This is a genomic window from Salipiger abyssi (genome assembly GCF_001975705.1).
In the GTDB taxonomy this organism is placed as follows: domain Bacteria; phylum Pseudomonadota; class Alphaproteobacteria; order Rhodobacterales; family Rhodobacteraceae; genus Salipiger; species Salipiger abyssi.
This window is the reverse complement of sequence record NZ_CP015093.1, coordinates 585,773-598,996: the sequence shown is the minus strand read 5'-3', so window position 1 is coordinate 598,996 and position 13,224 is coordinate 585,773. Positions and strand designations below refer to the sequence as shown.

Annotated in this window: 9 protein-coding genes and 1 tRNA gene; 6 read left to right on the top strand and 4 right to left on the bottom strand. The window is 66.1% G+C overall.

From position 1 onward, the window contains the following. Positions 1-46: 46 nt before the first annotated feature. Together Ga0080574_RS06460 and Ga0080574_RS06455 are read left to right on the top strand one after the other, a co-directional pair. On the top strand, positions 47-1,753 hold the full coding sequence (locus Ga0080574_RS06460) for a peptidoglycan-binding domain-containing protein (RefSeq protein ID WP_076696243.1): 1,707 nt from the start codon (positions 47-49) through the stop codon (positions 1,751-1,753). A 151-nt stretch (positions 1,754-1,904) separates the two neighbouring features. Then, positions 1,905-1,991: transfer RNA gene (locus Ga0080574_RS06455), tRNA-Leu, on the top strand. A gap of 328 nt (positions 1,992-2,319) precedes the next feature. Here Ga0080574_RS06455 and Ga0080574_RS06450 read toward each other — a convergent pair. The 3 genes from Ga0080574_RS06450 to Ga0080574_RS06440 all read right to left on the bottom strand — a co-directional run bounded on the left by Ga0080574_RS06450 (position 2,320) and on the right by Ga0080574_RS06440 (position 6,670). Beyond that, positions 2,320-3,690, bottom strand: coding sequence for an aspartate aminotransferase family protein (locus Ga0080574_RS06450; RefSeq protein ID WP_076696241.1), 1,371 nt, complete (start codon positions 3,688-3,690; stop codon positions 2,320-2,322). A gap of 11 nt (positions 3,691-3,701) precedes the next feature. Beyond that, entirely contained in the window at positions 3,702-5,159 is a 1,458-nt protein-coding gene (locus tag Ga0080574_RS06445) for an NAD-dependent succinate-semialdehyde dehydrogenase (protein ID WP_076696239.1), read from the bottom strand. A gap of 248 nt (positions 5,160-5,407) precedes the next feature. After that, entirely contained in the window at positions 5,408-6,670 is a 1,263-nt protein-coding gene (locus tag Ga0080574_RS06440; RefSeq protein ID WP_076696237.1) for a SulP family inorganic anion transporter, read from the bottom strand. A gap of 136 nt (positions 6,671-6,806) precedes the next feature. On the opposite strand from Ga0080574_RS06440, the gene Ga0080574_RS06435 reads away from it, so the two are divergent. Continuing rightward, the gene (locus Ga0080574_RS06435) at positions 6,807-7,163 is read left to right on the top strand and encodes an antibiotic biosynthesis monooxygenase family protein (protein WP_237219329.1); all 357 of its coding nucleotides are present in this window, start codon (positions 6,807-6,809) and stop codon (positions 7,161-7,163) included. Between the two features lie 71 nt (positions 7,164-7,234). Here Ga0080574_RS06435 and Ga0080574_RS06430 read toward each other — a convergent pair whose 3' ends face one another. Next, a complete protein-coding gene (locus Ga0080574_RS06430) occupies positions 7,235-8,155 on the bottom strand; it encodes a manganese-dependent inorganic pyrophosphatase (protein WP_076696235.1) in 921 nt (306 codons plus the stop codon). A gap of 174 nt (positions 8,156-8,329) precedes the next feature. Between Ga0080574_RS06430 and Ga0080574_RS06425 the strand changes: the two genes are divergently transcribed. The 3 genes from Ga0080574_RS06425 (at position 8,330) to Ga0080574_RS06415 (ending at position 13,202) form a co-directional block, all read left to right on the top strand. Next, positions 8,330-8,524, top strand: coding sequence for a DUF3072 domain-containing protein (locus tag Ga0080574_RS06425; protein WP_076696233.1), 195 nt, complete (start codon positions 8,330-8,332; stop codon positions 8,522-8,524). A 166-nt stretch (positions 8,525-8,690) separates the two neighbouring features. After that, positions 8,691-10,970, top strand: coding sequence for an NADP-dependent malic enzyme (locus tag Ga0080574_RS06420; protein WP_076696230.1), 2,280 nt, complete (start codon positions 8,691-8,693; stop codon positions 10,968-10,970). Positions 10,971-11,300: 330 nt separating this feature from the next. Continuing rightward, positions 11,301-13,202 carry a propionyl-CoA synthetase gene (locus Ga0080574_RS06415; protein WP_076696228.1) on the top strand — a complete coding sequence of 634 codons (1,902 nt, stop codon included), beginning with the start codon at positions 11,301-11,303 and terminating at the stop codon, positions 13,200-13,202. Positions 13,203-13,224: the final 22 nt, after the last annotated feature.

Below are 13,224 nucleotides of genomic sequence, written 5' to 3'. Positions count from 1 at the left end.
CGCTCATAATCTCCCGGCGCCCATATTTTTATAGAGGAGATTCCCTGTGAAACGTCGTTTCGTAACAGGTTTGCTGACCGCCAGCGTCGCGCTTACCCCGCTTCCCGCCCTTGCCGACAACGCCTTTGTCGGCGGTCTGGTGGGGGGCATCATCGGCAGCGCCATCGCCAACCAGCCGCAGAAGAAGGTCTATCGCGCACCCGCCAAGAAGACCTACAAGAGCAGCTCTGCGAACTCCGCGCAGCGCCAGCAGAATCGCGACACCCAGACCGCGCTGAACTATTTCGGCTTTGACGCGGGTTCGGTAGATGGCGTGATGGGCAGCCGCAGCCGTAGGGCGATCTCCGCCTATCAGGCGCATATGGGCTATTCGCCCACCGGCCAGATCACCCAGTACGAGCGCGATTTCCTAGTCGGTTCCTATCACCGCGCCCAGGCGGGCGGGCCGACCACCGCGCAGATGATCGCCTCTTCTCCGATGGGCGTGAAGGGGCTGCTGACCGCCTATCGCGACGAGCAGATGAATGGCAGCGGCAACTCGGCCACCGCCTCTATCGGCGGGCATTACGGCCTGCCCAGCGTGGTGGCCGCGGCGGTGAACGAGATCGCCAAGAGCTCCGATCCGACGGCGGAGCAGCTGGTGCAGCGCCACGGTTTCATCCAGCTCGCCGATATCAATGGCGACGGTCGCACAGATTACCTGATCGACACCTCGGTGACCGGCTCGGCCTTCTGGTGCAGCGCGCAGAGTTGCGCGGTGCGGGTCTTCGCCTCGACGCCCGATGGCTACGAGCGCAATGATTTCCAGGCCTTCAACGTGACACCGGCGATGTTCACCTGCCAGCGCGGCACCTGCGCCAAGACCGGCGATGGCGGCACCATGACGGCGGCCTCGCCGGGCATGCCCGCACCGCAGCTGCCGCCGCAGACCCAGATGGCGGCGATGTCCGGGGCAGGGGTGGCACCGCCCGTCGCCTCGGCGCAGCCGGTGGTGCCCTCGACCGCGCCCGTCGCCGCGCAGCCCGCCAGCCCGGCGCTGCCGAATTTCTTCGGCGCGGCCCCGGTGGAGGCCTCGCTCGCGTCGCATTGCAACACGGTCAGCCTCGTGACCTCGACCAATGGCGGCTACATCACCGCCGACACGCTGACCGATCCGGTCGCGGCCATGGACGAGCAGATGTGCCTCACCCGCACCTATGCCATTGCGCGTGGCGAAGAGCTCATGGCGCAGGTGTCCGGCGCGACGCCGCAGCAGATCGCCGCGCAATGCGCGAGCTTCGGCGAGCTCCTCAAGGAAAACGTGGCGGCGGTGTCGCTGCAACCGCGCGAAGAGGTGCTGCAAGGCGTCGGTCAGTTCCTGCTCTCGACGGGCATGTCGCCGGCGCAGCTGGAAAAAACCGCGCAGATCTGCCTCGCCTCCGGCTACAAGACCGATGATCTCGATACCGCGATGGGTGCGGCGCTGATGCTGGTCTCGCTCGGCCAGGCGCCCTATGCAGAGCTTCTGGGCCATCACCTGAGCCAGGGCTTCGGCGCCAGCAAACGGCTCGATCTCGCGGTCTCCTGGTACGGTCAGGCGCTGGACGCGCTGGACGGTGGCGCTGTGCCGGTCTTTGCGTCCGGACAGCCGGAGCGCGCGGGCTTGCTGCGCAAGGCCTCGCTCATGCTCGGCGGCAATGCCGCGGTGCAGACGGCGCCGGAGGGCGTGGTGACCAAGGCGGCGACCCTGCCGGTCTTTACGATCGAGAACTGAGTGCCCCTTGAGGGCGGGCAGGCGGGCGCCACTGGCGCCCGCTTTTTTGCATCGGAGCACGCGGTGCGCGAAAATCTGGTCCGAATGCGATTTCCCTCTTCCCTTCTCCGCGCAGCTTTTGTAGAGAGCGCGTCACCAAGCCAATGGCAGTGCGGTCGTGGCGGAATTGGTAGACGCGCAGCGTTGAGGTCGCTGTGGGGTAACTCCCGTGGAAGTTCGAGTCTTCTCGACCGCACCAACTTTACCCGGCCCGCCGCGCGATGCGCAGCTCGAGGCCGGTTCCGGTTTGAGAGCCAGCATATTACCTGAACCACGGTTGGGATGGCCTTTCGCTGCAGGTGATGTCAGCCGGATCCATACGGAGTTCGCGCGCCCCCCCCTAGATCCATGTCACTGTTGCGCGGCGTCCTCTCAACGGGGAGGTTCCGGTGTCTGATGCTTTTCAATAATTTACGCTGAAGCCGTTGTACATGTGGCGTCGCCCGGTTCGGTGCCACTACCACCCAATCTCAGGTGATGGGCGGAAGGCAGGGCCGCCGGAGCGGCCCCGCCCGATATGCGTATCGTCAGCCAAGTACGGCTTCCACCGCGTCCGCCGTCACCGAGACGATCTCGTCCGCTTCCGCGCGGGTCAGGCAGAGCGGCGGCGCAAAGCCCAGGATGTCGCCCTGCGGCATGGCCCGTGCGATCACGCCGCGCTCCAGCATCGCCGCCACGACCTTGGCGCCCTTGCCTTCGGAGGCGTCGAAGAAGCGGCGGCTGTCGCGGTCGGCGACCAGCTCCACCGCGCAGAGCATGCCCTCGCCGCGCACCTCGCCGACATTTGCATGCGCGCCGAGCGCGTCGCGCATGGTCTGGGCGAGATAGGCGCCGGTGTCTGCGGCGTTCTGCACGAGGCCAAGCTCGTCGATCAGCTTTAGATTGGCGATGCCGGCGGCCGCGCCGATGGGGTGGGCGGAATAGGTCCAGCCATGGCCCAGCACACCGTATTCGTCGGTGCCCTGCATCAGCACATCCCACATGCGCTGCCCGACAATGGTGGCCGAGAGCGGCGCATAGGCCGAGGTCAGCCCCTTCGCCGAGGTGATGAGATCGGGCTTGATGCCATAGTGATCCGAGCCGAACATCGAGCCCAGACGCCCGAAGCCGGTCACCACCTCATCGGCGATGAGCAGGATGTCGTGCTTGTCCAGCACCGCCTGGATCGCCGGCCAGTAGCCCTCGGGCGGCGGTACGATGCCACCGGTGCCCAGCACCGGCTCGCCGATGAAGGCGGCGATGGTCTCGGGCCCCTCGGACTCGATCAGCGCCTCCAGCTCGGCGACGCAATGGGCGGTGAAATCCGCCTCGGTCATCGCGGTGTCGGGGCGGCGGAAGTAATAGGGCGCCTCGGTATGGATCACCTGCGCCAGCGGCAGGTCGAATTTCTTGTGGAAGAGCTCCAGCCCCGTGAGCGAGCCGGTCATCAGGCCAGAGCCGTGATAGCCGCGCCAGCGCGAGATGATCTTTTTCTTCTCGGGACGTCCGAGGATGTTGTTGTAATACCAGACCAGCTTGATGTTGGTCTCGTTCGCATCCGAACCGCCGAGGCCGAAATAGACCCGCGCCATGTGATCGGGGGCGCGGTCCATCACCATCTTGGCCAGGGTGATCGAGGCCTCGGAGCCGTGGCCGGCATAGGCGTGGTAATAGCTGAGTTCGCGCGCCTGCGCGGCGATGGCCTCGGCGATCTCCTGGCGGCCATAGCCCACGTTCACGCAATAGAGCCCGGCGAACCCGTCGAGCAGGCGGTTGCCGTCGCGGTCGGTGATATAGACACCCTCGCCGCCGGTGACGATGCGCTGCGGCGCCTCGCCCCGGGCGAACTGGCCGAGATGGGTGGAGGGGTGGAAAAAGCTCTCGCGGTCCCATTTCCCCAGTTGGTCGTTCGTCAGCATATGCTCTCCTTTCAGCCCCAGTCGCGGCAGACGTATTTGATATCGGTAAAGGCCTCGAGCCCCTGGCGTGCGCCCTCGCGGCCCATGCCCGATTGCTTGACCCCGCCAAACGGGATCGGCGCGCCGGTGACCTTGGTGCGGTTGACCGCCACCATGCCGAATTGCAGCGCGCGGGTGAGGCGGTAGATGCGGCGCGGATCGAGGCTGTGCACATAGGCGACCAGCCCGTATTCGGTGGCGTTGGCGCGCCCGATCACCTCCGCCTCGTCGTCGAAGGGGGTGAGCGGGGCAACCGGGCCGAAGGTCTCCTCCGACATGATCGCCGCGTCGTCTGTCACATCGGCCAGCACCGTGGGCCGGAAAAAGAGCGGCCCCAGCGCCGGGTCGATGGCGCCGCCGGTGAGCAGTTTTGCGCCTTTGGTCAGCGCGTCATTGACCTGAAGCGCCTGCTTTTCCACCGCGCGCTCATGGATGAGCGGGCCGATGTCGGGATCGTCCATGCCCTTGCCGAGCCGCAGCGCCTCGGTGGCGCGGGCAAAGCGCTCGCAGAATTCCTGATAAACCGGGCGCTGGATGTAGAAGCGGTTGGCGCCCAGGCAATCCTGCCCGGAGGTGGCGAATTTCGCCTTGATCGCCTCGGCCACGGCGCGGTCGAGATCCGCATCCTCGAAGACGATGAAGGGCGCGTGCCCGCCGAGCTCGAGCACCAGCCGCTTCACCGTATCGGCGGACTGGCGGTAGAGCAGCCGGCCGATCTCGGTGGAGCCGGTGAAGGAGAGCGCGCGCACGCGGGCGTCGGCCGTCCATTCGCCGACGATGGTGGCGGCGTCGCCGATCACGGTGTTCACCGTGCCGTCGGGGAAGCCGGCGCGGCGCGCCAGCTCGGCCAGCGCCAGCGCCGAGAGCGGGGTTTCGGCGGAGGGGTGGATCACCACGGTGCAGCCGGCGGCGAGCGCGGCGGCGGCCTTGCGGGTGATCATCGCCGAGGGGAAGTTCCACGGGGTGACGAGTGCGGCGACCCCCACCGGCTCGCGCCAGAGCTCCATCTCGGCATCGGGCAGGTGGCTGGTGACGCCCTCGATATTCGGGCGCAGCGCCTCTTCGGCATAGAACTGCACGAAGCTTGCGGCATAGTCGATCTCGCCCCGCGCCTCGCTCAGCGGCTTGCCCTGTTCGGCCACCATGAGGCGCGAGAGATCCTCCTTGGCGGCCATGATCAGCGTGTGCCAGCGGTGCAGGATCGCGGCGCGGTCCTGCGGCAGCATGGTGGCCCAGCCGGGAAAGGCGTTCTGCGCGGCATCGACGGCGGCGCGGGCGCCGCCTGCATCGCTCATCGCCACCTGGGCGATCAGCGCGCCGGTGGCCGGGTCGCGCACGGCGAGGCGCCCCTGGCCGGGGAAATCGCCTGCGTTCTGAAGAAGTTCTGGGTCGGTGAGGCCGAGCGTGGGCCGGTTCGACAGATCGGTCATGGTCACACACCTCCTTTATGCGCTCAGGCTAGGGGAGGATGCGGGGAGAGTTTTCAGGGATTTGCCTGTCGGGAAAGAAATATTCTCTGTTCTGTGGGCCGGCGGGAGGAAAGCTCTCTGCGCGAGGGGGGCGGTGCGCTGATTGCCCACCCTATTGCCGTATTGCCCCGCAGGGTGGCCTTCCCGAGTCCCGGGCGCACAGCGCCGGAACCTCTGCACGAGGCGGTCTCCCGCCCGCGCGAAATGGCTTACCTGTCCGGCGGCGTCCAGTCGGCGGGCGGCACCTCGCGGCGTTGCAGGCGCAGGGCCAGCCCCGCCGCGACGCCGAAGCCGATGGCCACCGTGAGATCGGCGAAGATTGTCAGCACACAGGTCATGATCAGCAGAACCCGGTCGCTGCGGCGGCCTTCGAGGAAATGCGCGCGCCAGTGCTGCGGTTCGCTCATGTTCCAGGCGGTGAGCAGCAGCAGCCCGGCCAGCGCCGGCATGGCGAGGCTCGACGCCAGCGGTGCCGCCACCAGCATCGCCAGCAGGATGGTCAGCGCGTGTACCAGCCCGGCCACCGGCGTGCGCCCGCCGGCGCGGATATTCGTCGCGGTGCGCGCGATGGCGCCAGTCGCGGGCAGCCCGCCAAAGAGCGAGGAGCCCAGATTGGCCGCGCCCTGCGCCAGCAGCTCGGCGCCGGAGCGGTGCCGAAAGCCGGTCATGCGGTCGGCAACCATGGCCGAGAGCAGCGATTCCACCCCGGCCAGAAAGGCGATGATCAGCGCCGAGGGCAGCAGCTCGCGCAGCTTGGCCGGCGACAGGTCCGGCAGCTCGGGCATCGGCAGGCCCCGGGGCAGGGTGCCGAAGCGGTCGCCCAGCGTCTCGACCGGCAGGCCGAAGAGCGCCACCGCGCCTGAGGTCAGCCCCACCGCCACGATCAGCCCGGGCCAGGACGGCGCGAGCCGGCGGAACAGGGTGATCAGCGCCATGGTGATGAGGCCGATGGCCAGTGGCCAGAGCGCGATCTCGCCCCGCGCCTCCCAGAGCGCTGCGAGCTTTTCCAGCGTTTCGGCGGGCATCGGGGCGGTCATGCCGAACACATCCCTGAGCTGGCTCAGCGCGATGATCACAGCGATGCCGATGGTAAAGCCGTTGATCACTGGTTCCGGAACGAAGCGGATCAGCCGCCCGGCGCGCAGGAACCCCGCCGCCAGCAGGATGAGCCCGGCCATGAAGGTGGCGGTCACCAGGCCGGAAAACCCGTGCGTGTGGATGACACCGGCCACCACGACGATGAAGGCGCCGGTCGGGCCGCCGATCTGAACCCGGCTGCCGCCGAGCGCCGAGATCAGGAACCCCGCGACAATGGCGGTGATTAGCCCGGTCTCTGGGCCGGCGCCGGAGGCGATGGCAATCGCCAGACTGAGCGGCAGCGCAACCATGGCCACGGTGACACCGGCCCAGAGGTCGGCGCGGAAGCTCTCGACGCTGTATTCGCGCAGAGTCGTCAGGATTTTGGGTGTCATGGCGCTATCGCTACTCCCGCAGGGCAGGGGGCGGCAAGCGGGTTCTTGCATTTTTATCGGAAAGCCTCGGATGGATATTGAATAGCATGCTCTGTTTATATAAATAGCATGCTATTAAAATTTAGGAGAGCGACTCATGACCTTCCCGAAAATCCTGGCGCCGCTGGCGGTGCTTTTGCTGACCGGCAGTGCCGCCATTGCCGAGGTGACGCTGATCAACGTTTTCGAGGTCCCGCCGGGGCAGCGGGACGCAGCCATCGCCGCCTGGGAGAAGGCGCGGGATTTTCTGCAAGAGCAGCCCGGCTATCTCTCGACGGCGCTGCACGGCTCGCTCGACCCGCAGGCGCGGTTTTCGCTGGTCAATATCGCGCGCTGGGAAAGCCCGGCGCATTTCGCCGATGCGATCGCGGCGATGCGTGCTGCGGGGGCCTTCCCGCCGGTCGACGGTGTGGTGCCCAATGCCGCGCTCTATGAGGTGGTGCGCGCAGAGTGAGCGCTGCGCAAACGAAAACACCGGTCGCGCGATGCGACCGGTGTCGAGACAATCCGATAGATCTGGCGCGCTCAGACCTTGAGGTTCGGGATGATCTGCTTCTTGCGGCTCATCACGCCGGGCAGGACCACGGTGTCGCCGGAAACGCTGGCGCCAAAGCTCTTTTCGGCCACGGTCTTCACCAGATCGTTCGGCACCAGCAGCGTCGCCTCTTCCTTGAGGATGTCGACGACGAAGAGCAGCACCTGATCGACGCCATCTTCGGCGGCGACAGTCTTGAAGGTCTCCATCAGGCTGTCCTTGCGGCCCAGCGGGATCTCGGGCGCGGTGGTCTCGAGCACGGAGACGCGGAACTTGGTGCCGTCGACCTCGTATTCCTTGGAGTCCATGCGGATCAGCTCGGCGTCGGAAAAGGCCGAGACGTCGGATTTCGCGGCGAACATCTTGGCGGCAAATTCGGTGATGTCGAGGCCGAGATCGGTGGCCAGCTTGCCGGCGACCTCCTTGTCGTGCTCGGTGGTGGTGGGCGAGCGGAATTCCAGCGTGTCGGAGAGGATGCAGGTCAGCGCCGCGCCCTTGATCGCCTCGGGCATCTTGGCGGCATCGTCGCCCATCAGATCGTACATGATGGTGGCGGTGCAGGCGAGCGGGCGCACGGTGATGTCGATCGGGCCCTTGGTTTCCAGGCCGCCCACCAGCTTGTGGTGGTCGATGATCGCCTTGATGTCGGCGGCGTTGATCGAGGCCGGCAGCTCGGCGGGGTTGTTGGTGTCGACGATGACGACCGGCGCATCCTCGGCCACGTCGCCGATGATCTCGGGCTTGTCCAGACCCCAGTGCTGGAGCATGAAGGCGGCCTCGGTGTTGGGCTCGCCGAGCAGAGCGGGCTTGGCGGCCTCGCCCTTGACCTCGTTCATGTACCAGGCCCAGACGATGGGGCTGCCGGTGCTGTCGGTGTCGGGGGATTTGTGGCCGAAAACCAGGGTCGTCATAGGAAAAGCTCCTTGGTGGGGGATCGGAATTTCGCGCGCCTTATAGGAGCGGGGCGCGGCCTTGTCACCTACGGAAATCGGAGCGTCCGGGGCGTGAGCGCAAACGGTTGCGATATCTTATGGAACCTGACCCGGGGGCGTTGCGTTTCGGGGCGGTAAAGGAGGTTCCAACCGATGAACTCAACACCCCGTGCCGAAGATGTCGACGCCGCGCTAGATGTGCCGCCGCCGCCGCAAGAGCCGATGACCGAGGAACAGGAGGCGCGGCTGCGCGTGCTAAGCGAGCGCAGTGGCGAGAGCTTCGATCCCGACCTGACCCGCCGCGAGGCGGAGCGCCGGATCGAACTGCTTGAAGACGTGGCCTTTTGAGGTTCTGAGGCGGGCGGTTTTCCCGACATATCGGCGCAGGCCGCGATCCGCGCAAAAGCGGGGTCCGCGGCTTAGCCATTTACGCCTTACCGGACTCCTGCTATTGGGCACCCATCCGCGTTTTGCGGATTGTTCAATGTTGAACTAATTCGGGAGCCCGGCCGGCATGACCGATACCGCTCAGGAAAGCCTGCGCCAGGCGGCGCTGTTCTACCATGAAAATCCCAAGCCCGGGAAGCTTGAGGTCCGCGCGACCAAGCCGCTGGCCAATGGCCGCGACCTCAGCCGCGCCTATTCGCCCGGCGTCGCCGAGGCCTGTCTCGAGATCAAGGCCGATCCGCAGACCGCCGCCCGCTACACCGCGCGGGGCAATCTCGTGGCGGTGGTGTCGAACGGCACGGCGGTGCTGGGCTTGGGCAATATCGGCCCGCTCGCCTCCAAGCCGGTGATGGAGGGCAAGGCGGTCCTCTTCAAGAAATTCGCCAATATCGACTGTTTCGATCTGGAGCTGAACGAGCCCGACCCGGAAAAGCTGGCCGAGATCGTCTGCGCGCTGGAGCCGACCTTTGGCGCGATCAACCTTGAGGACATCAAGGCGCCCGATTGTTTCATCGTGGAAAAGATCTGCCGCGAGCGGATGAACATCCCCGTGTTCCACGACGACCAGCACGGCACCGCCATCGTTGTCGGCGCGGCGGCCACCAACGCGCTGCATGTGGCCGGCAAGTCCTTTGAGGATATCAAGGTCGTCTCCACCGGCGGCGGTGCTGCGGGCATCGCCTGTCTGAACATGCTGCTGAAGCTCGGGGTGAAGCGCGAGAATGTCTGGCTCTGCGATATTCACGGACTGGTCTATGAGGGCCGCGAAGAGGATATGACGCCGCAGAAGGCGGCGTTTGCGCAGAATTCCGACCTGCGCACGCTCGACGATGTGATCGCGGGGGCGGATCTGTTCCTCGGGCTTTCCGGCCCCGGCGTGCTGAAGCCCGAACAGGTGGCGCGCATGAGCGAGGCTCCCATCGTCTTTGCGCTGGCCAATCCCACGCCCGAGATCATGCCCGACGCGGTACGCGCCGTGGCGCCCGACGCGATCATCGCCACCGGGCGCAGTGATTTTCCCAACCAGGTCAACAACGTCCTGTGTTTCCCCTTCATCTTCCGCGGCGCGCTGGATGTCGGCGCGACCGAGATCAACGACGCCATGTCGGTGGCCTGCGTCGAGGGCATCGCGGCGCTTGCCCGCGCCACCACCTCTGCCGAGGCGGCGGCGGCCTATCATGGCGAGCAGCTGACCTTCGGGCGCGACTATCTGATCCCGAAACCCTTCGATCCGCGCCTTTCCGCTGTCGTCTCCTCGGCGGTGGCGCAGGCGGCGATGGATTCCGGCGTGGCGGCGCGTCCGCTCGACGATCTTCAGGCCTACAAGGACAAGCTCAACGCCTCGGTGTTCAAATCGGCGCTGCTCATGCGCCCGGTCTTCGAGGCGGCACGCTCGGCCTCTCGCCGGATCGTCTTTGCCGAGGGCGAGGACGAACGGGTGCTGCGCGCGGCGCAGGCGATCCTGGAAGAAACCACCGAGCAGCCGATCCTCATCGGTCGCCCGGACGTCATGGCAAGCCGCTGCGAGCGCATGGGGCTGGAAATCCGCCCGGGCCGCGATTTCCACATCGTCGACCCGCAGGACGACCCGCGGTATCGCGATTACTGGGAAACCTATCACAAGCTGATGGCGCGGCGCGGCGTGACGCCGGATCTGGCGCGCGCGATCCTGCGCACGAACCTCACCGCGATTGCCGCGATCATGGTCTATCGCGGCGAGGCCGACAGCATGATCTGCGGCACCTTCGGCGAGTATCGCTGGCATCTCAACTACATCACCCAGGTGCTGGGCAACGATGGCCACGAGGCGCAGGGTGCGCTGTCGATGATGATCCTGGAAGACGGGCCGCTGTTTCTCGCCGACACCCAGGTCTGGACGGAGCCGACGCCCGAGCAGATCGCCAAGACGGTCATCGGCGCCGCGCGCCATGTGCGCCGCTTTGGGCTCACGCCCCAGATCGCACTGTGCTCGCGCTCGCAATTCGGCAACCAGGCCGACGGCTCCGGCCCGCGCATCCGCGCCGCGCTGGAGATCCTCGACAGCCAGCCGCGCGATTTCATCTATGAGGGCGAGATGCATGTGGACAGCGCGCTCGACCCGGAGCTGCGCGAGCGGCTGATGCCCGAGAACCGCATGCAGGGCGCCGCCAATGTGCTGATCTTCGCCCAGGCCGATGCGGCCAGCGGCGTGCGCAACATCCTGCGGCTCAAGGCCGGCGGGCTGGAGGTCGGGCCGATCCTGATGGGGCTGGGCAATCGCGCGCATATCGTGACGCCCTCGATCACCTCGCGCGGGTTGCTGAACATGGCGGCCATCGCCGGCACGCCGGTGGCGAGCTACGGCTGAGCAGCGGCGAGGCCGGACCGACACAGGGCCGGCCGCCGCCCGGAAATTCCTCAAGACGCCCGTGAGTGCGGCGCAGATGGGCAGTGAATCCGATTGCCCCGCCGGGATTCGGTCTGGTTTTGCAATTGACCGCTTTGCAAATTTGCAAAATGCCGTCTTATTCGCAAAATTCGGTTAATAAACTCCTTTCTTTGCAAAGATTTGAGGTCCACAATTTGCCTGCAATGGCAAATCGGTGCGGTTTTCTGTCCTGCTTACCGGTAACATACTTGCTCGGGTAAGGGCCGTTGCCTAATCAACTTACCCAAATGCGAGAGGAGGAGCTTCCCCATGGGCTACAAGGACGTATACGAGGCGTGGAAATCCGATCCCGAAGGGTTCTGGATGGAGGCCGCGCAGGCGATCGACTGGGTCAAGGAGCCCTCCAAGGCGCTCTTCGACAAGGGCGAGGACATGTATGAGTGGTTCTCGGACGGGCTGGTCAATACCTGCTGGAACGCGGTCGACCGCCATGTCGAGGCGGGGCGGGGCGACGAAATCGCCATCATGCACGAAAGCCCGATCACCCATTCCACCAAGGGCATCACCTACAGCGAGTTGCAGGCGCGCGTCGCCTCGCTCGCCGGTGCGCTCAAGATGCGCGGCGTCGAAAAGGGCGACCGGGTCATCATCTACATGCCGATGATCCCCGAGGCGCTGGAGGCGATGCTGGCCTGCGCCCGGCTTGGTGCGGTGCATTCGGTGGTGTTCGGCGGCTTTGCAGCGCATGAGCTGGCGGTGCGCATCGACGATTGCACCCCCAAGGCGATCATCGCATCGAGCTGCGGGCTCGAACCGGGCCGCGTGGTGCATTACAAGCCGCTGCTCGACGAGGCCATCGAACAGGCCGAGCACAAGCCGGAATTCTGCGTGATCTTCCAGCGCGAGCAGGAGGTGGCCAAGCTGATCGAGGGGCGCGATTTCTCCTGGCACGGCTTCCAGTACGGTGTGAAGCCCGCCGAGTGCGTGCCGGTCGAGGGCAATCACCCGGCCTATATTCTCTATACCTCCGGCACGACCGGCCAGCCCAAGGGCGTGGTGCGCTCCACCGCCGGTCACCTTGTCGCCCTGCAATGGACGATGAAGAACATCTACAATATCGAGCCGGGCGACCGGTTCTGGGCGGCCTCGGATGTGGGCTGGGTCGTGGGGCATTCCTATATCTGCTACGGCCCGCTGATCACCGGCGCACAGACCGTGGTGTTCGAGGGCAAGCCCATTGGCACCCCGCATGCGGGCGTGTTCTGGCGGATCATCCAGAACCACAGGATCAAGTCGTTCTTCACCGCGCCGACCGCGCTGCGCGCCATCCGCCGCGCCGATCCGGACGGCGAATGGATCAAGCGCTACAAGCTGCACGATCTCCAGGCGCTGTTCCTCGCGGGCGAGCGCGCCGACCCGTCGACCATCGAATGGGCGCAAAAACACCTCGGCGTGCCGGTGATCGACCACTGGTGGCAGACCGAGACCGGCTGGGGCATCGCCGCGAACCCGATCGGGATCGAGGAGCTGCCGATCAAGCTGGGCAGCCCTTCGGTGCCGATGCCGGGCTACGACGTGCGCATTCTCGATGAAGGTGGCCATGAGGTCGCCCCGGGCGAGCTGGGGGCCATCGCGATCAAGCTGCCGCTGCCGCCGGGCACGCTGCAAACCCTGTGGAACGCCGAGGCGCGCTACAAGAAGAGCTATCTCACCCAGTTCCCCGGCTATTACGAGACCGGCGATGCGGGCATGAAGGACGAAGACGGCTATCTTTACATCATGTCGCGCACCGATGACGTGATCAACGTCGCGGGCCACCGCCTGTCCACCGGCGCGATGGAGGAGGTGCTGGCCTCACATCCGGATGTGGCCGAATGCGCGGTGATTGGGGTTGCCGATGAGCTCAAGGGGCAGATGCCGCTGGGCTTCATCTGCCTGAGCTCAGGCGTGGATCGCGACGAGGCCGAGGTCTGCAAGGAATGCGTCAAGCTGGTGCGCGACCAGATCGGCCCGGTTGCGGCCTTCAAGCTCTGCGCCGTGGTCGACCGTCTGCCCAAGACGCGCTCGGGCAAGATCCTGCGCGCCACCATGGTCAAGATCGCCGATGGCGAGGAATTCAAGATGCCGGCGACCATCGACGATCCGGCGATCCTCGACGAGATCCGCACCGCGCTGCAAGGGCTGGGCTACGCCAAGAAAGAGCCCGCCTGACACCCGCGCGCCGTGCCGAAAG